Below are 22,538 nucleotides of genomic sequence, written 5' to 3' on the forward strand. Positions count from 1 at the left end.
TGGCAGCGGGAGCGCACACACCCACGCGAGCAAGAAAGCCGATCAGACGATCGACTCTGCGTGCTGATCAGCGCAAACAGCGGCTCATGGGCCGATTGTCACCGCTGACACCGCATCTGCGACGGACTACACCTGCCACAGCCGGACCGTTCTGTCGCCGGCGGTGGCGAGCGTGCGGCCGTCCGGGCTGAATGCCACCTCCGACATCGTAGAGAGGCCATCGGTGAGGGTGGCGGTAAGTGTCGGGCGGTCGCGGTCCGTCACGTTCCACAGCCGGACACCGGTGAGGGTGGCGGTGTGTGTCGGGTGGTCGGGGTCGGTCACGTGCCACAGCTGGGCCGTCTTGTCGCCGGCGGCGGTGACGAGGGTGCGGCTGTCCGGGCTGAACGCCACCGACATCACCGTGCCCGCGTGGCCGGTGAGGGTGGCAAGAAGCGTGCCGAGCGGCCGTCGTGGCGGTGCCGACGTTCGTTCAGGCTGGGACCCAACCGGGGATGCGGATGCGGAGAGCCGCTGGATGTACGCGGCCGACGGCATACGGCCGCCGGTGACGTCTTCGTACTGGACGTCACCGAGCCGGAAGAACACCGTGCCGTCCAGCAGCAGCGGCAGGATCGGCTTACCCAACTCCTCTGCCGAATGATCTCCCGGCTCACCAGGGCGACGCCTTGGCGGCCGGCGTCATGACTACCACGTACACGGTGCAGGACTCGATACGCGCCTCGATCACGTCGCCCCATCGGTCGCCGCTGACGATCTCCCGGTCGAACCAGACCGCCACCCCGGCCGCCTCCAGGTAGGCGGCGAGCCGCTCCACGTAGCCGCCATCGGAGGCGTGGCTGTAGCTGATGAACACGGGACCGCCCACCCGAGCAACCTACCGGTCAGTGTCGATACACCGACATCACACGGAAAGCCACCGGACGACGGCGACCCTGCCACGCTCGTCCGGCTGGCCAAGATCCGATGGCGGAATCGGGGCCCGGGTCGGCAGGTCCACCCCTACAACGCAGGTCAGCCAGCCCGGCGGCGTGGACGAACGCGCGGACCAATGTGGTCTCTGCGGCGCTGCGCCACACGAACGAAGCAGGTCCTGCGCTACGCGATCCGTCGCCTGGTGAGTTCAGCCGCCGCCGCATCGGCGAGCGTCGCCTGAGCAACGCGGTGAGAGCACTGGCGCCCTATGGACAACGGTTCGCCCCGTCTCCATGCTTTCGCTGTGAAGCCTGAGGCGGTCGGTTTTCTCGCTACCCTCTTGTCTGCCTTGATCGGCGGTGCGTTCACACTGTTGGCTGCGCAGACGGCGGCTCCCGCACAGCGTCGGGAACCGCCGTCCGGGGTTGGCGTCCTGACGGTGAACGGGATCCTGGACAAAGCCGCTGGACTGCTCGTCATTTCGGGGACTGGTGGAGTTCTCGGCTACCTGACCAGTTCGACGATCGCGACCGAGGTGCTCGTGTGTGCGGTTCTGATTCTCGCGGTAGGCATGTACCTTTTCGAGAGTTGGCCACCTGCCGTCGTACTGGCCTTTGCGCTCACGCTCGGCGCTACGCTCGGGGCAGTTCTCCGGGAGACGACCTCTCTGGGTTTTGTCATTGTCGATAGCTATGCTGCCACCCTGACCGGCGTTTGCACTGCTACGGATAAGAGTGCTCCGAATGTCCATGCGGCTCATCAGAGTCATCGTGTTGATATTCGCGGGTGCGGCAGCAATCGGTATCATCGACGCTGCCGCCGTGATGACCGGCTTACTGTCGGAAATAGAAGCACGCGACATTACCTTGATCGGCGTGGTGTCGGTGACGGTCGCCGTACGGAACGCTCTAGTAGAGGATGCGACCATCCCGTTTGTGGTGAGACAGTATTCCCAGGTCGCAGCGTGGCGGCTCGCCTACGGATTCCTGTTGGTCGCCTCTGTCGTATTACCCCCGCGCATGCTTGCCCGCATCTCGTCTCCCGAAGACCGAACGACACCGCTCCCCCGGCGCTGACGCAGCGGGAGGGCAGCAATGTATGCGGCGTTGGCGGTCACGTGAGGCAACCATCAAGTTGATCAGTCAGATGACCGCTTCCTGCAGGGTCCACCCAAATCCGGGGCGGCACGGCACCGGTCAGCGCGTCGAGACGGAACCAAACGCCGTCACTCGATCCCGTTTGCCCAGCGGCAAAGGGAGTTCCAGCCAGATCGCATGGCGCGGCGTGCCGTGGCTCAACAGACGTAGTACCCGTCTCGTCGAGCAGCGCGCTCGTTGAACGCCGCGAACTCCTCCACCCAGTCCCGTACGTCGGCGGCGCCGGGGCGGTCGTCGAAGAAGCTCAGCAGGTCGGGGACAACTCGCAGCTCCACCGCTTGGCGCAGTCGGGAGGCGATGAATGCGGCCTCGTGGGCGGTGATGTGCCAGCCGTCATTGGACAGGAAATTCATCGCCGGCACGGTGTCAGCGCAGGTCTCCAGCCCGGGGTTGTGAATCGCCGCCGTGAACCCGTCGCCGGCGATCGCACCCGCCTCGATCATGATCAGGCGGACGAAATTCATCTGGTAACCGTTGAACGCACAGTCCACGGCCACCCCGTCGTGCGGCTTGTCGAAAGTGAAGGAGTATCCCACATCCGGGACGCTACCAGTACGGATACGCCCAACCCCACACCGGCGACCAGGGCGTGACCGCAAAGGTGGACGGCCAAGGTGGACGGCCGTGGAGGGTGTACGTCGTGGTGCCCCGCCACGAGTCGTCCACAGATCGTTCGAGGACCTGAAGCCGGTCAGCGGCGGGTCAGTCCCCGCTGGCCTCACTCACCTTCACCGATGCGAAGACGTCGGACATCGTCACCGTCCACGCGGGCGTCCAACGGTGTCCAATCACAGCGGGGTTCGCGGGCCCGATCATGCACGATCCCGTCATGAACTCCCACAGCCTCCCTCGCCTGCTCGGCTTGGCCATGGCCGTCGTGGTCGCCGCCACGGTCGCCGCCAGCCCGGCCACCGCGGCCACGCCGCTGCCCACACCTGGCATGCCGGTCGCGACCCAGGTCACCCAGACAAGCATCACGATCACCTGGGCCGCGGTGGCCGGTCCGGTGAAGGACTACACCATCCAGGTCATCGACGGCCCGCTGGTCCCCTGGTACGACCTGGCCCACAGTACGACCACGTCGTTCACCCACAGCGGGCTCACCCCCGACAAGGTGTACGAGTACCGGGTCATCGCCAACGCCCAGGCCAACTCGGGCTACACCACGAGCAGCCCGTCGGGCTACAACGTCGTGACCACGGCACCGCTGCCCGACTCGATTCCGCCCACCAAACCGGCCACACCGTTCGCGTACTCGGTGAGCACGGTCGCCGCCACGATCAACACGAACGGCTCCACCGACAACAACCGGGTGGCCGGCTACTGGGTGCAGCGCCAGGTCAACGGCGTGTGGACAGACTGGGCCACGAACAGCGTCGGCACCGTCTACCTCAACAACCTGACACCGAGCACGACCTACACGGTGGTGGTGGTCGCCTTCGACCCCAACGGCAACCGGTCGGTGCGCTCGGACCCGGTCACGTTCACCACCCGGGCAATCCAGCCCACCCCGACCTGCCGGAACTCGATCATCACCTACGGCACGCAGTTCACCGTGACCGTGACCGTGGAGAACATGACCGCGTCGACAGTGTTGCAGAACTGGACGGTCACGTTCACGCTGCCGACCGCGGACGTGCTCGGCGGCGCCTTCAACGCGACCGTGACCCGCGCGGGCGACCAGGCGACCGCGACTCCCGCGTTCTACGTGGCCACCATCAACCCGGGCGGAGCCGCCACGTTCGGGTTCAGCGCGACGGCACCGGCCGGATCACCCCCGCCGAGCCGGTTCGCGCTCAACGGCACCATCCCTTGCGTCACGGCCTGATCCGGCGCGGCGCGGGGCGCAGAGGTGGCGATGCTGGTCAATCGCCACCTCGCTTCCTAGGCGTACGGCTCGGGTCCCCGGCTCTCGTAGTGGTCGGGGTCCGCCTGCGCGGTCACGGACGGCATGCCGATGTAGGAAAATCCCTGCGTGTCGGTCGGCATGCCGTCGAAGCGCAAGCTGGCGAAGTTCTGCGCCTCGCGCTCGAAGGGATTGCTGATCTGGTCGCCGTGGGGATAGCGGCTGTAGAGCTTCATGTGCACCTGCGGGGTCAGGCCCACGTCAGCGAGTTCGTGGTGGAGCTCGTGCGCGACGGTGTGCCGGAACTTCAGGTAGTCGTTGCCGACGTGCGCCCGGTTGATGACAATCTTGTGCTCACCCCAGGGGTGCGAGCCGTAGCGCGCCAGATCGGGTCTGTTCTCCACCTCGAACTGGACCCGGTCGACGTTCACGCCCAGTTTGATCCCCGCCGCGCGGGCCAGTGCCCGTGCCTGGGGGTCGCGGTTCGGGTTGGCGTAGAACGGCTTCATCATGGCGTAGCCGGCGATCCAGTATCCGGCGATGCCGCCGGCGATCCCGGCGCCCATGCCGACGAGCATGTCCAGATTGCGGTTTAGTACGGCCTGGTACAGATGCGGTTGGCGGTCGTGTCGTACTCGAACTCATAGGCGCGCTCCATCAGGAACGCCGCGCCGATGGCCCAGTTCAGGTAGCGCTGGCTGATCTCGCGCTGCGCCTCGGCGAGCCGGTCCCACAGCTCGGGCGTGAGCTCCTGGTCCTGGAAGGCGGCGAGCTGGGCACCTGCCTGCCGCGCGTGCAGCTCGGCGAGCTTGAGCTGCGCCTGTGCCGCCTGCTTTCCCTTCACCGCCGACGAGACCTGACCTTTGGCGACCTCCAGCTCGCCACCGAGATCGCTGATCTTCCGGTCCAGGTTGCGCAGCTCCAGCTCACGGGTGAGCTTGCTGCGGCTGCGATTCATGGTGCGGAACAGGTCGCTCTTGGCGACGTCCTTGACGTAGTAGAAGTCGGAGCTGCCAAACAGGCCGGTGTAGCGCTCGTGGACGTGCGTGAGCTGAATGCCGAGCTTCTGGGCGTGGTCGGGATCGACGTGCACCCCGCCCTCGGGGGCGGCGTAGAAGGCGCTCATCTCGTCGTAGAAGGCGGTCTGCTCGGCCACCGCCGCGTAGTCCTCCCAGCTCTCGTTCGCACGCTGGATGCGGTCCTCGGCGAGCTTCCGGCTGGCGCGGGCGACTCGCTCCTGTTCCTCGGCGACCTCGAGCTTCTTCTGCTCGACCTTCACCGCCGACTTCTGGGCTGCAACGGCCTGTTCGAGCGCGAGGCGGGTGAACGCCTCCTTCTCCGCGGTGCCCTTGAAGGTGAGGTACGCCCGTTCGGCCTGGATCGCCTGACCGGCGAAGTAGCGCGCCTGGTTCTGCAGATAGCGCCAGGGGTGGATGGGGATGACGTCGTCCGGGATGCCGAGATAGTTGATGCTGTTGGCGATCTGTTGGAGGCTGGACAGCGCCTGCAGCACCACGATGCGGCGTGCGTAGTCGACGGCGTCGAAGGTCAGCGGGTCGGGCGCCTTGAGCAGCTCGAGCGTCTCCTCGGCCAGCGGCTCGAACGCCCCCTCGTAGAGCGGGCCGACCAGCTCGAAGCCGCCGTCCACGACCCTGACGACGCGCTCGTACGCTGCCGTCGCGGCGGTGGTGTCCTGCTGCCGGTAGTGCCGGTCGCCCTCTGCCACGTAGGTACGCGCGAGCCTGGCCCACACGACCGGCAGCTCGATCGCCTGGTTGAGATAGCGGTAGCTTGCGGCGGCGCGGAAATAGCGGTCCGCGAGGTCGTACCGGCCCAGCGCGTGGTAGGTGTCGCCGAGCGCCATGGGCAGGGCGAAGCCGCGGACGTGCGCCAGTGTGGCCGTGAACAGATCGCGGTCGGCCAGGTCGATGATCAGGCGCTCGGCGACGGTTTCGGTGACGCGCGGCTTGAGCACGGTACTTTCGAGTTCAGCGGCCCCTGCGGCCAGGTCGATCACCAGCGCGCCGTCTCCGGTGGTGAGCGTGAGCAGCTGGCGCGGCGCCCCGGCGGCGGTCGGCAGGTGGCTCCACTCGGCTCCGGCCTTCATCAGCAGCGGCAGCCCGGCCGCGCCGATCGGGCGGGTGACCGAGGAACTGCCTGGATTCAGCACCTGCGTGACGGACCAGTCGAGCACTGGCGGAAGCCGGGTGGCCGCCGCGGCGAAGCGTACCGCCGCCCCCTCCGCGTCGCCGGCGAGACTGCTAACGACCCCAAGGTTGTGTTCGGTCGCCGCGCGGGCATCGAGATTGCCCGCGCTGTCGTAGGCGTCAATCGCCTGGGAGAAGTGCGCACGCGCGCCGTCACCGTCGCCCTGGGCCAGCGCGACGGCGCCGAGCAGCAAGAAGCCGTCGGGCCGCTGCTCTTCGGTGGCCGCCGACAGTGTCTCGTCGGCATGACGGCGGGCCAGCTCCACCTCGCCCTGCCGCAGGAACGCCCTGCCGAGCCGGTGCGCGCGCAGCGCCCTGTCCGCCTCACCGCCGTAGCGGTCGGTCAGCTCGGCCAGCTCCCACGGCGGGTCGATCGCGGGCATGATGTCCGCCCCCGGACCCAGCGAGTGGCGCAGCCGATGAAGCTGGACGCTGCTCTCGACCAGGTGCGGCACGAGATCGACGTCCAGCAGCAACTCGGGCCTCAGCCTGCCCACGATCTCCGGGAAGACGACCGAGACCAGGCACGGAGCAGCCCCCAGGCGGCGAGGTAGTGCGACAGCGCCTCCTGGTACTTCTCTCTGAAGAACGCGCGATTGCCGTCGTGGAGGTGTGCCCGGATCCCCTCCTCGACCGAGCCGTCGGCGCTCGGGCTCTTGAAGGATGCGGGAATCACGTGTTTCAGGACGTACGTCTGCGTGCCGTACGTTGGCATGGCAGCCTCCCACGCAAGCCGATCAGCGATGCCGTTCATCCGACTCATAACTTGTTAGCATCTGTCGGCCAGGTGTGTACACATTGAAGACGAAAATCAATCTTCGCCCGAATTGACGAATTTAGGCGGTCGATCTGATAGCGCCGGTGTCGCAGGCTGGGTGCCGCATCTGCCCCGCAGTCATCCGGAGCGCAGTTCCTGACCTGCGGTTACTGCGCGCCTGGCAGCGGTCGGTCCGCAGGGTCGGGCTGGTCGGGCGTGGCCGGTTGGGTCGGTATGGATGCCGGCTGCGCGGCGACGGGGTCCGCCACCGCCACCGCAACGACGGCGTCGCCGCTCGCGCGGGCGGGCGTCGCGTGGGTCAGGCGGCGGTCGAGGAGGTGGTTGACGGCCATGTGCAGCACATTGGCGGTGAGGATGGTCGGTGCGATCACCGCGACGACGCCAGTGAACTGGATCTCCAGCGTCAGCGCCAGGATGATGGCGGTGATGCCGTGCTGCTGCGCGGCGGCCAGGTGCCAGCGGTCGGCGCGGGGCATACCCCGGGTCAGCGGCCACGCGACGAGGGCCTGTGCGGCGAACGCCACCGCGCCGAGCGCGATGCCGGCCGGCAGGTCGATGCCGCCGACAAGCAGCACACCCAATGCCACCGCGGCGGCGTACATGGCCGCCTCGGTGATGCGGGGCATCAGCCGCTGCAGTGCCGGCGGGCGGGCGAACAGTCCGATCAGCGCCATCGCCAGCATCCAGCCGGTGAACATCGCCGCGACCGCGCACCCGACCAGCAGCAGATACCGCAGCCACAACGGCGGCCGCAGGTGACGCCACACCAGCCACGCCGCGGCGGCGAGGCCGACGTTGCCGACCAGGTCCACCGCGTAGTCCGCCAGCCATGATCCGTCGGCAGCCGCCGACGCCGTCCCGAGCCCGAACGCCGCGGCGACCGCGGCGGCGTACACGGTGAGGATGACCGTGATCGGGTCGTCGAACGACGACCACGCCGCCAGTATGGTGCGCGCCCGGGGGCTCATCCGGCCGTCGCCCATCAGCGCGGCCACCGACAGCGGGTCGATCTGCGCGACCGCCACGCCCAGCAGCAGAAACAGCGGGTCGCGCCAGGCCAGGGCGAGGACGCCGCCGATGATCAGGGCTTTGGCGACGACACCGACGGTCACCGCCGACACGATGATCTTCTTGTCGTGTCGGGCCTGGCCCAGGTCGATGCCGTAGGTGGCACCGTACAGACCGATGGCCAGCAGCAGGTAGGCCATCCAGTGGTAGGCGTCCGAGTGCGGCAGTGACGCGGCGTCGACGTCGAACAGCAGCGCCGCGCCCAGCCCGGCCAGCACGAACGCCGTGAGCAGCGCAAGGCGACGCATCAGTCCCACCATCCCGCCGACACGTCGGCCCTACCCGTTGAACATCTCCTGTACGCGACAACACCAGGGTAGTGAACCGTCCCCAGCACCCTGACCGTCGCGCAAGAGTGAAGCCCGCGGCCGCAGTCCCCGCAGCGGGTGCCGCCTTCACCACTCAGCCGGCGTCACGTCGCGGCAACGGCACGACGTTGCGCGTGTCCGCCGGCCCGGTCGGGCCGACCGGATGCCCGCGGTTGCTGTGGCCGCAATGGGGGCACCCGTCGCCTTGCCCGGTCCGCCAGCGCCTGAGCCGACCGGATTCCGCCGCTCGCCTCGTCGGTGACGCCCTCGTCGCTGCGTCGGCTTTGCGGCGATGGCCCGCAGGTGCGACCTGTCCAGCGGGCTCGTACCGCGCAGGGCTGCCCCGTGTCGCAGCGCGACACGGGGCAGCAGCGACGTTTCTCGCGGTCAGCATCCGCCGCAGTTGTAGTAGAGGATGTCCCAGTGGTTGCCCTCGTCGGTGTAGAGGTTCCCGGCGCCGGACTTGTACTGGTAGCCCCAGCCGGAGATGTAGCCGACGTAGGTGAAGTTGTTGGTGATGTAGCTGCCGATGCAGCTGTACTTGCTGATGTCGACCTTGTAGCCGTTCCAGTGGCTGTAGGTGCCGCTGGCGTGGCCGGTCTCGGTGCCGGCGGTGATGTTGATGGCGCAGCCGCTGGCGTTCTTCAGGGTGATAACGCCGCTGATGGTGGTCTGGCGGATCTGCTCGAACGAGGTGCAGGTGGAGTTGTTGCGGTTGGAGCAGCCGCCGCTGGACGACCAGGTGATCCCGGCCGCGCTGAGCTGTGCGGCGGCCTGGGCGTGGGTGAGGAAGGTGGCGGCGTGCGCGGGGCTGGCGAAGGCGAGCACGCAGGCGATCGCCGCGGCCGCTGTCACTGTGACCATTCGGGGGACGAAGCGGAACATCGGGGGTGCTCCTCGGGTGGTGGAGTTTTTGGCCATCCGCTGCGCAACGGTGGAAAATTCCTACCACACATCGATGCATGCCGCTAGAGGTCGATGTGTCACCACTGCGCGGCGGAGCCGATGCGGCCGGACCGCGCGCCGGGCTGGACGACCAGCATGACCTCACGAATGGCGCGCCGCGTGACATCGTGGCACGTCGATTCGCTAATCGAGGTGGCGGCCCGGCACCCCCGGACGCGCTCCGCCATGTCCCGAATAATCCATATTGTATCTTTTGGGTAAATCTTCCGCTCGACTCCTGGCGTCGATGGTCACCAATGGATGAACCTTGGTCCAACCCTCGGGAGCGTCTCCGCGGCAGCCTCCGGACCCTGGAGGAGGCCGCGGCCGCGCAGTCCCGGTCCCGTTGACTCTTAAGGAGAAGTCAGTGCGGATCACCCCCAACCTCAGGCACCGCCGCGTCGGCCGGGTCCTGGCGGTCATCGCCGGCACGGTCACCCTCGGCCTGTTCGCCTCACCCACGGTCGCCGCCGTGGCCTCCCCGCAGTACAACACCGCCGCACTCGCCGCGGTGACCAGCGCCGTGGACACCTCCGGTGTCGACGGCATCGCCTGGTACACCGACGCCGCATCCGGTCGCATCGTCGTCACCGCCGACAGCACCGTCTCCAACGCCGACCTCGCGACGCTCAGGCGTGCGGCGGGCGCCAACGCCGGCGCGCTGCGCATCGACCGCTCCCGGGGTGTGTTCAGCCCATTGCTGTCGGCCGGTGACGCCATCTACGGTGGGCAGTACCGCTGCTCACTCGGCTTCAACGTGGTCAGCGGCAGCACCTACTACTTCCTCACCGCCGGGCACTGCGGCAGCCTCGTCAGCACGTGGTACACCAACTCCGGCCACACCACGCTGATCGGCCCGACCGTCGGCTACAGCTTCCCCGGCAACGACTACGCGCTCGTCCGCTATGACAACACCTCGCTGAGCCACCCGGGCGGGTTCACCGTCGCGGACCCCTTCGTCGGCGAGTCGGTTACGCGCAAGGGCTCGACCACCGGCACCCACACCGGGACCGTGACCGCGCTCAACGTGTCGGTCCGCTACAGCGGCCACCCCGGCGGGAAGGTCAGCGGCCTCATCCAGACCACCGTGTGCGCCGAGGGCGGTGACTCGGGCGGCCCGCTGTACGACGGCAGCAAGGCTCTCGGACTCACCTCCGGCGGCAGCGGTGACTGCAGCAGCGGCGGCACCACGTTCTTCCAGCCGGTTCGCGAAGCGGCCAACGCCTACGGCGTCACCATCATCTAGCCGCCGGACACGCCGGCGACGGCCAGACACCGTACCTATTGACTGTGCATGAGTTGCGCATGCACAGCCGCGTGCCCCGAACCGTGTTGGGCACACTGGTTCCCTGCTTTCGTTCCGCAGTCCGGCGACGGGCATCGTGTGCGCGGTCCGGGAATGCGGCGGGGTTCCTGACGCCCAGGGTCGCCTGGTCCGGCCTGGGCGCTCCGATGCCCTACGCGATCGCTCCGGTCACGTGGGGGCGGTGGCGTCCGTCGCCGGGCCCGGTGTCCCTGGGCGCGTCTGCCGATCACGATGCTTGCCGCGTCGTGTCGGGTGGTCCCACCGCGATGGCGTTCACGCCGCACGCTGTGGCCCAGTGCAGCAGCCGGGTGAGGGCGTGGCGGACCTGCGCGTCGCGGTGGGCCGCGTTGCCGGTCAGGTGGTAGGCGAACCGGCGCGGCTGACCCACCGGGTTGCCGTGGACGTCCAGGCGCCACGCGGCCAGGTGGTCGGCGTTGATGTCCACGCCGATGCAGCCTGCGGCTCTTCCGCCTACCGCACCGGTATCGCTATCGGTACGAGGTTCACAGCTCAAACTCCCAGCAGATCGGCAGCTCAACGAGGTTGGTGGGGTTGAGTCGGTCTCGTGGTCGGCGCGCCGCGGGCACCTGACCCGGCTCGTACACTCATCGGATCGGCAGAGGTGCGCATCGCCCGCGATGCTGGAGTGCATCTGATAGGAAAGGACGAAGTGGGATTCATCTACCGTGTGTCGAGGGCAGCCGAAGCCGATCCGGTGGGCGACGTCCTGGAAGCGGGTTACGGCTGGGCGCATGTTCATGCCTTCCATCGGCTTCTGGCGGCCGAGGAGGCGATAGACCTGGCCGGTATGGTGCGGTTCGGCGGCGCCAGGTCGTGGGCGAAGGCGCAGACGCCGCTTCGGCCGCTGTTCGACGTTGAGTGCTTCCGGGGCGGCGGGGTGCTCGCCGTCCAAGACTGTGCAGGCCTGCAACCCCGGTTGCGGGAGATAAGCGCGCGTTGGTCCCAGGGATTGTTCGTGGGCGAGGCTGACGACGAGATGAAACGTGACCAGGCGCTGACGCTTCAGGATCTCGTCGCGGTCGTCGACAGGTGCGTGGAGACGGGCCGTCCGCTGTCGCTCGGCTCCTGATCTTCCACAGGGTTGAACCGGGCAGTGCCACAGAACCAGCGGGGCCTCGGGCGCCGTGTGTGAGCTGCCTCTGAGCTCAATGACGGCCTAACCGGACAGGTCCTTGTCCTCCATCTCCCACGCGTGGTCCATCGTGTGAAAAGCCGAATGGCGTACGAGGTAGGCCAGCGTCCACGACCGCATCGCTCCCTTGATCTCGCCACGCTGGTAGGCGGCCATCGCCGCCAGGTATCGGGTCCGGTAGGGCGCCAAGGCGGGGCCGAGGGCACTGTGCTCCGGGATCACCAGCCCGACCTTCTTCGCGAAGTCCTCGCTCTCGACGCGGATCGTGTGGCTGATGATCCGGTCGCGGTCGCGCCCGCCGCCGCGCGGACCCTTGCGCATCTGCGCCGAGACCCCTGCCGCGACCTCGTCGAAGTACGCCCAGCACGCCTGCAGCAGCTCGATCTTGCGCGCGAACTCGGACGCGTCCATCGGGTCCGGCTCAAGGGAACTGGGCGCGAACGAGATACCCCAGAAATCGGTCGACCCCGGGCCGACCCGGTCTTCGACGACCTCGAGCGGTCCGCTGTCGGCGAACGTGTGCCCAAGACCCGCCCGCACGGCGATGGGGCGGTAGCGTTCGCGGTACGCCGCGAGTGTCGCCAGCGCCGCCTCGGCGGTGGTCGCGCCCCGGCTCCAGCCCGGCCAGTCGACCGCGAACGCCGCGAACTTCCGCCCCTTCGGACCTCGTTCGAGCACGACACGGATCGACATGGCTCACCTCCGCCGGGAGCATACCGGCGCCGTCCGACAGGAGCTTCCGACCGTCGGGCCAGGTTGGAGACCTTGCCCGCGTCGGCGAGCATTCATCCGGCACAGGCACAGGCACAGCATCCGCTTCGCGACATGACACATGATCACCACTCGGTCGACTACCGTCTCGGCGCCGACCGCTTCCTGACTTGCGTCAGCCCGGAACCGCCAGGCCAGACGCCTCCTAGGCCAATTCCACCAGCTCGGCTTCCAGGCCGCCCCCAACCCGCTGACCTGAGCCCTTCTTCGAATCAGACCCCCTCAATTCCCAGGTCCTCAGCTGCGCCGGGACTGTCGTACGAACGGCTCTGGCTCACTTTCAGGTGGCGACAGCGTGCACCTTTTATCCATGTTGGCTACTCGGTCGGGTGTGATGCCGCGTGCAGTCGGCGACCTACCTCGAGAACAACTCCTGGTGGGACCACACGATCGAGGCAGGAGAGGACTTCATCGACGCCATCGAGGCCGCGCGCGACGGAAGCTCTGCCGTCGTCCCGGTTCTCACGCCGATCTCGGTGGGCTCAGCATGGGTCAAACGCGAGGTCGAGTATGCCAAGCAACGTGCGATTCCGGTGATGCCGCTGTTACTGGAGCCATGCGACCTCGGAACTCTCTTTCACCGGGTGCAGGTGGAAGACGTGTCATCGGGCCGGATGCCGTCAGCGCGGTTCGTCGAGCATCTGCGGGCGCGGGCCGCGTCCACGCCGTCCCAGCCGGGCAGCCCCCCGTCACCGACGTCGGTACAGAAGTTCCGGGCGGAACTGCTGGCGCTGAGTGAGCATCCAGGCATCAAGGATGGCGTGCGTGCTGCCGCCCGGCGAGATGGACAAGGACCGCGACGCCATCCGCCGGCTACCGGTCGTGTTGGCCGGGGTCGGCATGCGTATCGTCCGGCTCGTCGCGGGTGCCGCCACCTCGTGACGTCTGCTGCACCCCGGTCATGCCTGGTTCGTCGACGAGACCTACGTCAAGATCGGCGGGGTGTGGCGGTATGTGTACCGGGCCGTTGACCAGCACGGGCAGGTCATCGCGTGCTCGTGTCCGCGCGTCGTGACGCCGCCGCGGCCCGCCGGTTCTTCCGCCGGGCGCTGTCGCTGTTTCGGGCTTCGACCGAGGTGGTCACCGACGCTGCCGCGGTCTACCCGGCCGTGCTGGATGAACTTGTCCCGCAGGCGTGGCATCACCTAGAGCAGTACACGAACAACTCGATCGAGGCCGATCACAGCCGGCTCAAACATCGATTGAGACCGATGCGCGTGCTACGGACCGGCAGGGCAGCGCAAGTGATCATCGCCGGGCACGCCTTCATGAAGAACCTACGCCGGGGACAGTACGAACTCGCCAGCGACGTCCCGGCCACCGCCGAGTCGCCGCAGGGTTCTCCGAACTCGCCCAGGCGCTCTGACCCGAGACCGTCCCCAAGCTCCACCGTGCCCGGCGATCCGATAACGCAACGGCGGATTCCAGGGGGCCTGCGGCCAGCCGATTCCACTGCCGTGTACGCGCCCACCCCGCAAGGCCCCGACTCAGTGCCCGGAGCGCCACAGCTGCCACCCGAGGCAGGTCTCGGCACACAGGCCCACGACAGGCGTCAATTCAGTCGCAGCGCGGCGTGCATCTCCCAGATCAGGATCTCGGCATCCTCGATGCCGGTGATCCGCTGGCCGCCGGTGGCGGTCATCCGTACGGCGTCGCCGGCCTGGAGCTGCCCGCTGCCTTCGAGTTCCACGGTGCCGCGGGCGACGAACAGGTGGACGAACGGGGCGGACGGACATTGGAGCGCCTGGCCCGGGCCAAGTCGTGCGGCGAGCAGGGCGGCGTGGCGATTGCGAATGCGAATGGCCGCGTCGTCGCGGTGTTTGTCCATGCCCGAGGCCACCGGTACCAGGCCTGCGCGTAAGTGCTGGTCGGAGAGCTCTCGCTGCTCGTAGCCAGGGGCAGCCCCCGGCTCGTCGGGCACCACCCACATCTGGATGAAGTGCACCGGTTCCTTGTGCGGCGCGCTGTGGTCCAGGCGCCAGGAGTCGTTCTTCTCCGAGTGCAGGATGCCGGTGCCCGCACTCATCCGCTGGGCCAGACCCGGGTAGATGACGCCGGAGTGGCCGGTGGAGTCCTGATGCACCAACGAACCCGCCAGCACCCAGGTCACGATCTCCATGTCCTCATGCGGGTGCGTCTCGAAGCCGGTGCCCGCGTTCACCTTGTCGTCGTTGCTTACCAGCAGCAGCCCGTGGTGGGTGTTCTGCGGATCGTAGTGCCGGGAGAAGGAGAAGCTGTGCCGGGAGTCCAGCCAGCCCAGCCGCGTCCAGAACCGTTCGGCCGCCCTGCGTACGTCCAGGGAGGGTGTGAGGGTCATGTTCATCGCGTACTCCCGGCCGTGTCTGGTTGCAGCGCCCCGATCCGGCAGGAGCCGGCCCGCGGGTCAGGGTCGACGGCCAGCTGCGCCACCTCGCTGGCGAGGTGCAGCTCGGCGCAGTACTGCTCGGAGATCTCGGCGCACACCGAGGCCACCTGCTCGGCGAGCGGATTGCCGAGGTCGATGGCGCCAAGGGCCATGATCATCCGAAAGCGTAAGTCGGTCACAGTGCCTCCCGGATGTCGGTGCCACTCCACACCGCCATATAGCGAACAAATCAGTCATATCGTAAGCGAATCGTCAACGAGATCGTCCCGACATCGCTTGGGTGATTGCCGGAGCCAAGGCCACACTCCCCGGCCCTTGCTGGAGCGCCTGACCTTCTCGTTCGCCGGTTGAATCCCGTCACTTCAGGAGCACCGAACCCACCATGCCGCTCTGGAACATTCATCACACGCCCGGAATCTTCACCGACGAGGAGAAGCACCGACTCGCCGCCCGCATCACCGACCACCACGAACAGATCGGGCTGCCGCGGTTCTACGTGATCACGCTCTTCCATGAGGCACGAGCCGAGGATTTCTACGTCGGTGGGGAGCCCACCCCGGTCGGGGCCCGTGTCGTCATCGACCACATCGCCCGCCACAACCCCGACCGAGAGAGCCGGCGTCGGACCGCCCAGTGGGTCAAGGGCATACTGCAGCCCCATCTCGAGCGGAAGGCAGGGCTGCACTGGGAGTTCCACGTCGACGAGACCAGCGAGGACCTCTGGATGATCAACGGGATCGTGCCGCCCCCGCAGGGTCCGACACCGAGAAGCTCTGGGCTGAGAGCAACTCGACCTCCCCTATTGAGGCCGGCGGCGAGGGTGATGCCCTTTCTCGGCTTTGGTTCGGCGTCGGCGCAGCGAAATCAGCTGGGCGGGCCCGGCCGTCAGGCGGGCGCCGGGACCGCCGGTGCCGCCGCTGCGGCGGTTCGGCTGCGGCGCTGCCGTGCCATCAGCAGCAGCGCGGCTCCGATCACCCAGGCTGCAAGGGTGATCAGCGGCAGGCCGACCCGGGAACCGTGGAAGTAGCTCAGGTCGGTAATGGCCCGCACGGCCGCGCCTGGCGGCAGCAGCGCGGACACAGCACGGCCGGCGGCCGGCAGCATGTCGGCGCCGACGGTCGCCCCGCTGGTCGCGTTGCCGACGGTGAGCAGCAGCAATGTCGCGGCAGGTATGCCGACCGGGCCGAAGTAGGTGCCGAGCAGCTTGGTGGTGAACGCGGCTGCGGCGGCGAGCAGGCTCAGGGTGGCCGCCAGCGGTAGCAGCGGTGCGGGCACGGCGCCGAGCACCGGTCCGGCCAGTACGGCGGCGACGGTGCCCGCGGCCGCCGCGAAGCCTGCCAGCAGCGTGAACCGGTGTCGCAGCGGCAGCAGCCGGGACAGGCCAAGGGCGTTCTGGGCCAGGACGAAGCCTGCCAGGCTCACGCCGAAGGCGACGTAGAAGCCGGCCAGGCCGTTGGTGTCGTATCGGGTGAGGGGGACGTCGTCGGTCACGGTCAGGGGTCGGTCGGCGCCCTGGGCGTAGGCGGTGACGAGCCGCTGGACGGCTGTGGTGGTGGACCGGCCGTTGGCCCCCGCGGTGCGCAGGGTGAGTTTGCTGCCGCTGCCGGTGAGGGCCGCGACGACATCGCGTTCGCCCAAGGCGGCCTTCGCGGCGGCGACGTCGGCCACACGGTGGACCTCGACGCTCTCGCCGAGCGCGGCGTCGACGTCGAGGGCCAGTCCGGCACCGACCACCGCCACCGGGATGCGGTGCGGCTGGGGGTTGCGCTGGATGCCGACATAGCAGGTGATGAAGGCGGCCACCAGTACCAGACCGATGAGGACGGGCTGCAGCCAGGGGCGGACTGGGACGGCCGCGCGGGCGGCGTGCCGCCCGGGGCGCGCGGATGCGCCGACCGACTGATCCGGTGGATGGGCGGTCTCGATGGCGGTGGTCTGCATGGTTACCTCCGTCGGAATGGGTGCGGGGATCAGCCGATGGCTTCGAGGATGGTGGCGTTGGCCAGGCCGCCGGCCTCGCACATGGTCTGCAACCCGTAGCGGGCGCCGCGCTGCTGCATGGCGTTGATCAGGGTCGCCATCAGCCGGGTGCCGCTGGCGCCGAGCGGGTGGCCCAGTGCGATGGCGCCGCCGTTGACGTTGACCTTGGCCGGGTCGGCGCCGGTCTCGGCCAGCCAGGCCAGCACGACCGCGGCGAAGGCCTCGTTGACCTCGAAGAGGTCGATGTCGTCGAGGCTGAGCCCGGCGCGTTGCAGGACCTTGCGGGTGGCCGGGATGACGCCGGTGAGCATGAGCACCGGGTCGGAGCCGGTGACCGCGAAGCTGTGCAGGCGCGCCTTGGGTCGCAGACCGAGACGTGCGGCGGTACGGCTGGAGGTGATCAGCACCGCGGAGGCGCCGTCGTTGATGGGGCTGCTGTTGCCCGCGGTGACCGACCAGTCGATCTGCGGGAAGCGGGCGGCGTACGCCGGGTCAGTGAAGGCGGTGCGCAGCCCGGCCAGCACCTGCGTGGTGGTGGACGGGCGGACCGACTCGTCGACGGTGGCCAGGCCCTCGGGGGTCGGGACGGGGACCAGTTCGGCGGCGAACAGGCCGGCGGCGTGCGCGGCCGCAGCGCGCTGGTGGGAGCGGGCGGCGTACTCGTCCATCCGGGCGCGGTCGAGCGACCACTGCGCGGCGATGAGCTCGGCGCTGATGCCCTGCGGCACCAGGCCGCCATCGTAACGCTCGGCCAGAGTCGGCCCGAACGGGTCGGTACCCGGCGGCACGTTGGACCACATCGGCACACGACTCATGGACTCGACGCCGCAGGCGATGACGACGTCGTACGCACCGCTCATGACCGCCTGGGCGGCGAAGTGCACGGCCTGCTGCGAGGAGCCGCACTGCCGGTCGACGGTGGTGGCGGGCACCGACTCGGGCAGTCCGGCGGCGAGCCAGGCGTGCCGGGTGATGTTCATGGCCTGCTCGGCGACCTGGTCGACGCAGCCGCCGATGACGTCGTCGACGAGAGCCGGGTCGACGCCGGTGCGGTCGAGCAGCGACCGCAGCGTGTGGGCGAGCAGGTCGACCGGGTGCACGGCGGCCAGGGCGCCGCCGGGCTTGCCTCTGCCGATCGGCGTGCGGGCTACTTCGACGATGACCGCGTCGTGCATGGTGCTCCCTCCGGCCCTGCGGGCGATCAAGCTGGCGGTGGCCCATCGACCACCTGACTTGCATTGGGTACAGCCAGAACCGTAGGAGCTAACTTCCCTTTTACCTAGCCAGAGTGGCGTAGGCAACTCCTGGCTGGCGTCGACGCAAGTCAGCCGCGTACCGTCACAGGGATGGTTCCCGGCACGATGTCCCTGACCGGCAGGCTCGCCGACCGCGACAACTGGCTGGCCGACCGCTGCTCCATCGACCTCAGCCTCGGCGTGGTCGGGACCCGGTCAGGCATGCTGATCATGCGTGAGGCGCACTACGGAACCACCCGGTTCGACGACTTCGTCAGCCGCGTCGGCATCACCGAGAAGGTCGCCGCCGGGCGTCTACGTGAACTGGTCAACGCCGGCCTGCTCGAGCGACGCCCCTACCGCGCGCCCGGCGCCCGCACCCGCCACGAGTACGTGCTCACCCCCGCCGGAGCCGACCTGGCCCCCGTCCTGCTGGCACTCATGCAGTGGGGCGACCGCCATCTCACCGGCGAACGCGGCCCCGCTCTGCAGGCACATCACGAAGGGTGCGACGCGCCGGTGACCGTGCAAGCCCACTGTGCGCGAGGGCACGTCGTGCCCGGTGACGAGATCGCGCTCAGTCCCACCGACCCGGACGGCGCGCGCCGCTGAAAGCTCGAATCCCGAGCAGAACGTGGCTGCGGCCTGCCGGTGAGCACAAGCCTGCCGTGGCAGGAGCCGATGACCTGGATGTTGAATCCGCACCAGTGTCGCTTGCCCGAGTACATGCCGGAGGTGTAGGCGTCCTTGCGACGTTCACCGGTCGGAGCGACGAACCCGTCCACACGCACGGTGGAGCACAGCTCGCGGGCGGCGACCTGCTCGGCCTTGAGGGTGAGCACCTCGGTGATGACCGGTATGAGCCGGGTGATCAGGCGGGATACGGCCGGCTGGGAGCAGTCGCACAGTTCTGCCGGTAGAGCCTGGGCCAGATTGTGGGGAAGATAGAGGCCAGGTTGTGGGAAAGATAGAGTAGGACGACCAGCGCCGCGCGGTAGGGGCCGACGGCGCAGCGGCGAGGCGGGTCCAGCCCGGCGTGAGCATAGACGTCGAGTACGAGCTGGTCGACTTGATCGCCGGTCAGGCCCGTCAATGGCCTTTGTCCGCCACGGCCTGCCCGCGAAGATCGTCTGGTTCTCACAGACCAGGCGATCTAGCCGCGGACAGCCGTTGCGTCCATTACCGACACATCACAGATTGATCTAGTCGATGTGAACGGATCTATCGATGTTCACTGAATGACGTTCTCAGGCGGCGGGCTTCTCCCAGACCGATACGTGCTGGACACTTTCGCCGGTGAAGGGCGCTCTCGTCCAGCCGTCCCACCGCTCGCGCAGGCGCAACCCGGCCAGCTGGGCCATCAGGTCGAGCTCCGCCGGCCACACATACCGGAACGGGACCGACCTATACGCCCCGCGGCCGTTGACGACCTCGACGTAGTTCGAGCTCATCGCCTGGGTGGCGATGTCGTAGACCGAGAAGGCCCACTTGGTCGGGCTCGCGTGGAACGGGACGACGTTCTGACCAGCCGGGAGGCTGCGCAACTCGGGCACCATCACCTCGATGACGAAGCACCCTCCCGGTTCGAGGTGGGCGGCGGCGGTACGGAAGCAGGCGACCTGGGCCTCCTGCGTCGTCAGGTTCATGATCGTATTGAAGACGAGGTAAGCGACGGAGAACGTGCCGTCAACCCTCGTCGTGGCGAAGTCGCCGATCGTTACGCCGATCGCGTCACCTCCGGGCTTGGCGCGCATCTGGGCCACCATCGCCCGGGACAGGTCTATGCCATGCACCGCAACTCCACGCTCGGACAGAGGCAGCGCGATTCGTCCCGTGCCGACGCCCAGTTCCAACGCCCGTCCGTTGCCGGCGAGCTCCACTAGAAGATCCACAGCGGCATTCACGCTCTCCGGCTGGAACATCGCCGAGGCCGGGTCGTCATATCGGGCCGCCACGGCCTCGCCGAAGAAGCCGTCTTCATCATGCAGTTGATCAGTCACCGACGGACGGTATCCCGACGGCGAGTGTGGCGCTCGCAAATTTCGCACGCTCGGCAGCCGCCCGGCAATACGCTCCGCCCGTTTGCAGGTCGACCTGCTGCCGGAGAGAACCGGAACCCGGCAAACGTCGAACTCGCAGGCAGCCACGAACGTCCATGGCGCGGGGACGTCACCGCTCGAGGGTGCCCCGATCGTGCCAACACGCAACGCAACTGACCCCCCGACGGCCGGCTTTCGATCCGGGTCCGGTCGAGCAGGTCTGCCAGGCATGTTCGGCACCATGGCGGTGACCCGGGCGACGGGTTCACACTGGACCGACCAGCCAGTCACACGTGCCAAAGCCGCACCGAGCCGTCGTGGTACGGCGTGGCGAGCATCTGCCCATCCGGAGAGAACACCGCGCGGCTCACCAGGCTCTCCCGGTCTCCGAAGATGTGCACGGTCTGGCGGCTGTCGGTGTCCCACACCCGCACGGTGTGGTCCTCGCTTGCGGTGGCGAGCTGCCGCCCATCGGGGGAGAACATCAGGGACGACACCTCGTCCCCGTGCCCAGCGTAGGCGTACAGGTACTGCCCATCGGCGGTGTCCCAGACCCGCAGCGTGCCGGTGCCGTCCCTGCCGACGAGTCGGCTCCCGTCGGGCGACAGGGCCACCTCCTTGACGGATCGGGCGTGCTCGGAGAGCTCGAACCTGGTTTGTCCGCTGCGCAAGTCCCACAGCTGAGGGGACCTCTTGGGAAGGACGCCTGCGAGCAGGCGCGCGTCCGGCGACATCCGCAGGCCCTGGGCGGCATAACTACCGGCGACGGCATAGCTGTAGGCGATGCTTCCGGCCTCGACGTCCCAGACCGGGATGCTCGGGGTCCACGCGGACGTGAGCAGCCACCGGTCCGTGACGAACAGGAGTTCCGCCATGTAGTGAGAATGCTTGAGCAGGCGGTCCTCGCCTGACGCGATGTCGTGGATCCGCAGGACGTTGCTGCCATCGACGATGGCCAAACGCCCGCCGGGAGAGAACGCGGCATCGGCGAAAGAGGTCCGCGCCTCGCTCCGAAACGTCCGACGCAGCACCCCGGACGGCAGGTCCCAAAGCCTGACCGTGCCGCTGTCACCAGTGGTGACGAGTAGCGATCCGTCCGGCGAAAAGGCGAATTTCCTGATCTCGACGTCTTGGCTCGGTGTCTTCGTCTCGAGCGTTCCTGTCGTCACGTCCCAGACGAGGACCCGCCGGTCGCAATTGACCGCGAGGCGGCTGCCGTCCGGCGAGAAGGCTGCTCTCCCCTGCCACCCGCTGTACCCACCGGCGTCCAGGACCCGGAACAGCTGTTCTTCCCCGAGCATCCGCCGGCTTCGGCGGGGTGTGGGCGGTGTGGCGGAAGGTGCTGCCGGTATCGGCCGGCGGGGCGCGACCGGCTTCCGCTCGGCGGGCTCCAGCGCCGGCCCGGCCAGCCCGAGTGCCGCCAGCAGCCCGTCGCCGGGCAGGCGGCCGCCCACCACACTCTCTACGTGCCGGTTGTGGATGACGAACGGCAGCTCGACCTCGGCCAGCATCAGCGGATGGATGGGCAGCCCTTGCTTGTGGGCGTAGCTGAGTTCCAGGTCGACCCACCTCGACTGCACCGAGGCCGGGCTGAGCACCACGACGAACGCGGACGCCTGCTCGATCATCTCCTGGATCACTGCGGCGAACCTGTCCCCCGCCACCAGACCGTGGTCGTACCAGACCTGCGCGCCGGCACCCTTCAGGTGCGCGGCCAGCTCGTCCACATAGGCACGATCGCTGCGGCTGTAGCTGATGAAGACATGCCTCGGCATGCCGCAGACCCTATCGAACCACCGCTCCCGGCGGTGACTTACGTCGATTGATCAAGGCCTACCGACGATGCAGGACCACCCGACGAGCCCGCGGCCACCGCGACTCTCGCCAACTTCTTGAACCGTCATACCCAGGTGCTCTCATGTATCGACAGCCGAGTCATGGGGGGCGCCCGAGTGGAGTGGGTCGGCGGTGTCGGTCCCACCGCCGACGAGCCGACGCCCACGGACTTCGGCCTGGTCGCCGCCTCACGCCTGGAGTGGGTCGGGTGGCGGGAGTGGGAGCTCCGCGTGCCACCGCAGTCGCTGCAACGGAAGACCAGCCAACGTCGTGGGCTCGAGGATCGTGTCCGGCTCATCGACGAGTACTCCGCCGCCTGATGACCGACCGGCCAGGCCAGCTGCGCTGCTGCCACCAGCGGCGCCCGTGGACGAGGCCATCGAGGTCATGGATCCGCGGCGCCACCGCCGCGGGGACCGAGCGCCGACCACCCCTCCACGCGCAGCAGCAGATCCTTCAGGGCCCAAGCTCGCCCTTCGGATGCTAAAAGCGAAGAGGTAAGGGCATGATCCACTGCGACATCGTGGCACGGCTGCAACACCGCCGGGTCCACCGGCTGGAGTTGGGCGCCTTGGCCGGATCTGCGAAATCTGCCGGGGCCGCCCGATGTCGGCGGGTCGGGGCATGAT

The 22,538-nt window shown here is 68.3% G+C and carries 23 protein-coding genes and 3 pseudogenes; 10 read left to right on the forward strand and 16 right to left on the reverse strand.

All coding sequences use genetic code 11. From position 1 onward, the window contains the following. Positions 1-126 precede the first annotated feature (126 nt). On the reverse strand, positions 127-627 hold the full coding sequence (locus KUA19_RS37480; RefSeq protein ID WP_217403919.1) for a WD40 repeat domain-containing protein: 501 nt from the start codon (positions 625-627) through the stop codon (positions 127-129). Positions 628-652: 25 nt separating this feature from the next. Next, complete coding sequence (locus KUA19_RS37485) at positions 653-868, reverse strand: toll/interleukin-1 receptor domain-containing protein (protein ID WP_217403921.1); 216 nt, start codon at positions 866-868, stop codon at positions 653-655. Positions 869-1,658: 790 nt separating this feature from the next. On the opposite strand from KUA19_RS37485, the gene KUA19_RS37490 reads away from it, so the two are divergent. Next, positions 1,659-1,991, forward strand: coding sequence for a hypothetical protein (locus KUA19_RS37490; protein WP_217403923.1), 333 nt, complete (start codon positions 1,659-1,661; stop codon positions 1,989-1,991). Positions 1,992-2,209: 218 nt separating this feature from the next. On the opposite strand, the gene KUA19_RS37495 is transcribed toward KUA19_RS37490, so the two are convergent. Beyond that, complete coding sequence (locus KUA19_RS37495; protein ID WP_217403925.1) at positions 2,210-2,608, reverse strand: hypothetical protein; 399 nt, start codon at positions 2,606-2,608, stop codon at positions 2,210-2,212. Positions 2,609-2,901: 293 nt separating this feature from the next. Between KUA19_RS37495 and KUA19_RS37500 the strand changes: the two genes are divergently transcribed. Then, positions 2,902-3,900: a cellulose binding domain-containing protein gene (locus tag KUA19_RS37500; RefSeq protein ID WP_217403927.1), complete on the forward strand. Its 999-nt coding sequence runs from the start codon at positions 2,902-2,904 to the stop codon at positions 3,898-3,900. Between the two features lie 56 nt (positions 3,901-3,956). Here KUA19_RS37500 and KUA19_RS37505 read toward each other — a convergent pair whose 3' ends face one another. The 5 genes from KUA19_RS37505 to KUA19_RS37525 all read right to left on the reverse strand — a co-directional run bounded on the left by KUA19_RS37505 (position 3,957) and on the right by KUA19_RS37525 (position 9,143). Continuing rightward, entirely contained in the window at positions 3,957-4,484 is a 528-nt protein-coding gene (locus KUA19_RS37505) for a hypothetical protein (protein WP_217403929.1), read from the reverse strand. A gap of 26 nt (positions 4,485-4,510) precedes the next feature. Further along, a complete protein-coding gene (locus tag KUA19_RS37510; RefSeq protein WP_217403931.1) occupies positions 4,511-6,622 on the reverse strand; it encodes an ATP-binding protein in 2,112 nt (703 codons plus the stop codon). Beyond that, positions 6,610-6,879: a hypothetical protein gene (locus tag KUA19_RS37515; protein WP_217403933.1), complete on the reverse strand. Its 270-nt coding sequence runs from the start codon at positions 6,877-6,879 to the stop codon at positions 6,610-6,612. The genes KUA19_RS37510 and KUA19_RS37515 overlap by 13 nt, the downstream gene beginning before the upstream one ends. A 170-nt stretch (positions 6,880-7,049) precedes the next feature. Continuing rightward, a complete protein-coding gene (locus KUA19_RS37520; RefSeq protein WP_217403935.1) occupies positions 7,050-8,219 on the reverse strand; it encodes a cation:proton antiporter in 1,170 nt (389 codons plus the stop codon). A gap of 447 nt (positions 8,220-8,666) precedes the next feature. Continuing rightward, a complete protein-coding gene (locus KUA19_RS37525; protein WP_217403937.1) occupies positions 8,667-9,143 on the reverse strand; it encodes a hypothetical protein in 477 nt (158 codons plus the stop codon). Positions 9,144-9,591: 448 nt separating this feature from the next. Between KUA19_RS37525 and KUA19_RS37530 the strand changes: the two genes are divergently transcribed. Beyond that, positions 9,592-10,470 carry a S1 family peptidase gene (locus KUA19_RS37530; RefSeq protein ID WP_217403940.1) on the forward strand — a complete coding sequence of 293 codons (879 nt, stop codon included), beginning with the start codon at positions 9,592-9,594 and terminating at the stop codon, positions 10,468-10,470. Positions 10,471-10,756: 286 nt separating this feature from the next. On the opposite strand, the gene KUA19_RS37535 is transcribed toward KUA19_RS37530, so the two are convergent. Continuing rightward, the gene (locus KUA19_RS37535; protein WP_217403942.1) at positions 10,757-10,975 is read right to left on the reverse strand and encodes a hypothetical protein; all 219 of its coding nucleotides are present in this window, start codon (positions 10,973-10,975) and stop codon (positions 10,757-10,759) included. A 177-nt stretch (positions 10,976-11,152) separates the two neighbouring features. Between KUA19_RS37535 and KUA19_RS37540 the strand changes: the two genes are divergently transcribed. After that, the gene (locus tag KUA19_RS37540; protein ID WP_217403944.1) at positions 11,153-11,620 is read left to right on the forward strand and encodes a hypothetical protein; all 468 of its coding nucleotides are present in this window, start codon (positions 11,153-11,155) and stop codon (positions 11,618-11,620) included. Between the two features lie 87 nt (positions 11,621-11,707). Here KUA19_RS37540 and KUA19_RS37545 read toward each other — a convergent pair whose 3' ends face one another. Further along, entirely contained in the window at positions 11,708-12,376 is a 669-nt protein-coding gene (locus KUA19_RS37545; protein ID WP_217403946.1) for a hypothetical protein, read from the reverse strand. A gap of 419 nt (positions 12,377-12,795) precedes the next feature. Between KUA19_RS37545 and KUA19_RS45150 the strand changes: the two are divergent. From KUA19_RS45150 to KUA19_RS43495, 3 genes and pseudogenes are all read left to right on the forward strand, one after another. Next, positions 12,796-13,053 (forward strand): annotated as a pseudogene (locus KUA19_RS45150) (toll/interleukin-1 receptor domain-containing protein); the annotation flags it as partial. 157 nt (positions 13,054-13,210) lie between these two features. Then, on the forward strand, positions 13,211-13,336 hold the full coding sequence (locus tag KUA19_RS44275) for a hypothetical protein (protein ID WP_302563623.1): 126 nt from the start codon (positions 13,211-13,213) through the stop codon (positions 13,334-13,336). 12 nt (positions 13,337-13,348) lie between these two features. Continuing rightward, positions 13,349-13,820, forward strand: a pseudogene (locus KUA19_RS43495) (DDE-type integrase/transposase/recombinase); the annotation flags it as partial. Between the two features lie 186 nt (positions 13,821-14,006). On the opposite strand, the gene KUA19_RS37560 reads toward KUA19_RS43495, so the two are convergent. Both KUA19_RS37560 and KUA19_RS37565 read right to left on the reverse strand, forming a co-directional pair. Then, positions 14,007-14,771 (reverse strand): pirin family protein, encoded by a 765-nt coding sequence (locus tag KUA19_RS37560; RefSeq protein WP_217403952.1) that lies wholly within the window; start codon positions 14,769-14,771, stop codon positions 14,007-14,009. 2 nt (positions 14,772-14,773) lie between these two features. Further along, positions 14,774-14,977, reverse strand: a complete 204-nt coding sequence (locus KUA19_RS37565) for a hypothetical protein (protein WP_217403954.1) — start codon at positions 14,975-14,977, stop codon at positions 14,774-14,776. A gap of 224 nt (positions 14,978-15,201) precedes the next feature. On the opposite strand from KUA19_RS37565, the pseudogene KUA19_RS45155 reads away from it, so the two are divergent. Further along, positions 15,202-15,564, forward strand: a pseudogene (locus tag KUA19_RS45155) (tautomerase family protein); the annotation flags it as partial. Positions 15,565-15,704: 140 nt separating this feature from the next. Here KUA19_RS45155 and KUA19_RS43500 read toward each other — a convergent pair. Both KUA19_RS43500 and KUA19_RS37575 read right to left on the reverse strand, forming a co-directional pair. Continuing rightward, positions 15,705-16,760 carry a hypothetical protein gene (locus tag KUA19_RS43500; RefSeq protein ID WP_254550740.1) on the reverse strand — a complete coding sequence of 352 codons (1,056 nt, stop codon included), beginning with the start codon at positions 16,758-16,760 and terminating at the stop codon, positions 15,705-15,707. 29 nt (positions 16,761-16,789) lie between these two features. After that, the gene (locus KUA19_RS37575; RefSeq protein ID WP_217403958.1) at positions 16,790-17,974 is read right to left on the reverse strand and encodes a thiolase family protein; all 1,185 of its coding nucleotides are present in this window, start codon (positions 17,972-17,974) and stop codon (positions 16,790-16,792) included. Positions 17,975-18,145: 171 nt separating this feature from the next. Here KUA19_RS37575 and KUA19_RS37580 point away from each other — a divergent pair, with 171 nt between their 5' ends. After that, positions 18,146-18,646 (forward strand): winged helix-turn-helix transcriptional regulator, encoded by a 501-nt coding sequence (locus KUA19_RS37580; RefSeq protein ID WP_254550741.1) that lies wholly within the window; start codon positions 18,146-18,148, stop codon positions 18,644-18,646. A gap of 635 nt (positions 18,647-19,281) precedes the next feature. On the opposite strand, the gene KUA19_RS37585 is transcribed toward KUA19_RS37580, so the two are convergent. After that, positions 19,282-20,034, reverse strand: a complete 753-nt coding sequence (locus tag KUA19_RS37585; RefSeq protein ID WP_308167868.1) for a class I SAM-dependent DNA methyltransferase — start codon at positions 20,032-20,034, stop codon at positions 19,282-19,284. Between the two features lie 326 nt (positions 20,035-20,360). Further along, entirely contained in the window at positions 20,361-21,848 is a 1,488-nt protein-coding gene (locus tag KUA19_RS37590) for a toll/interleukin-1 receptor domain-containing protein (RefSeq protein WP_217403960.1), read from the reverse strand. A gap of 162 nt (positions 21,849-22,010) precedes the next feature. On the opposite strand from KUA19_RS37590, the gene KUA19_RS37595 reads away from it, so the two are divergent. Beyond that, on the forward strand, positions 22,011-22,229 hold the full coding sequence (locus KUA19_RS37595) for a hypothetical protein (RefSeq protein WP_217403962.1): 219 nt from the start codon (positions 22,011-22,013) through the stop codon (positions 22,227-22,229). Positions 22,230-22,538: the final 309 nt, after the last annotated feature.

The organism is Catellatospora tritici (genome assembly GCF_019083965.1).
Taxonomy (GTDB): domain Bacteria; phylum Actinomycetota; class Actinomycetes; order Mycobacteriales; family Micromonosporaceae; genus Catellatospora; species Catellatospora tritici.

Coding starts and splice junctions, on each gene's coding strand:
- KUA19_RS37595 (WP_217403962.1), top strand. CDS start 22,011: ATGGGGGGCGCCCGAGTGGAGTGGGTCGGCGGTGTCGGTCCCACCGCC.
- KUA19_RS37565 (WP_217403954.1), bottom strand. CDS start 14,977: ATGATCATGGCCCTTGGCGCCATCGACCTCGGCAATCCGCTCGCCGAG.
- KUA19_RS37505 (WP_217403929.1), bottom strand. CDS start 4,484: ATGGGCGCCGGGATCGCCGGCGGCATCGCCGGATACTGGATCGCCGGC.
- KUA19_RS37560 (WP_217403952.1), bottom strand. CDS start 14,771: ATGACCCTCACACCCTCCCTGGACGTACGCAGGGCGGCCGAACGGTTC.
- KUA19_RS43500 (WP_254550740.1), bottom strand. CDS start 16,760: ATGCAGACCACCGCCATCGAGACCGCCCATCCACCGGATCAGTCGGTC.
- KUA19_RS37545 (WP_217403946.1), bottom strand. CDS start 12,376: ATGTCGATCCGTGTCGTGCTCGAACGAGGTCCGAAGGGGCGGAAGTTC.
- KUA19_RS37490 (WP_217403923.1), top strand. CDS start 1,659: ATGTCCATGCGGCTCATCAGAGTCATCGTGTTGATATTCGCGGGTGCG.
- KUA19_RS37580 (WP_254550741.1), top strand. CDS start 18,146: ATGGTTCCCGGCACGATGTCCCTGACCGGCAGGCTCGCCGACCGCGAC.
- KUA19_RS37515 (WP_217403933.1), bottom strand. CDS start 6,879: ATGAACGGCATCGCTGATCGGCTTGCGTGGGAGGCTGCCATGCCAACG.
- KUA19_RS37520 (WP_217403935.1), bottom strand. CDS start 8,219: ATGCGTCGCCTTGCGCTGCTCACGGCGTTCGTGCTGGCCGGGCTGGGC.
- KUA19_RS44275 (WP_302563623.1), top strand. CDS start 13,211: ATGGCGTGCGTGCTGCCGCCCGGCGAGATGGACAAGGACCGCGACGCC.
- KUA19_RS37500 (WP_217403927.1), top strand. CDS start 2,902: ATGAACTCCCACAGCCTCCCTCGCCTGCTCGGCTTGGCCATGGCCGTC.
- KUA19_RS37590 (WP_217403960.1), bottom strand. CDS start 21,848: ATGCCGAGGCATGTCTTCATCAGCTACAGCCGCAGCGATCGTGCCTAT.
- KUA19_RS37575 (WP_217403958.1), bottom strand. CDS start 17,974: ATGCACGACGCGGTCATCGTCGAAGTAGCCCGCACGCCGATCGGCAGA.
- KUA19_RS37525 (WP_217403937.1), bottom strand. CDS start 9,143: ATGGTCACAGTGACAGCGGCCGCGGCGATCGCCTGCGTGCTCGCCTTC.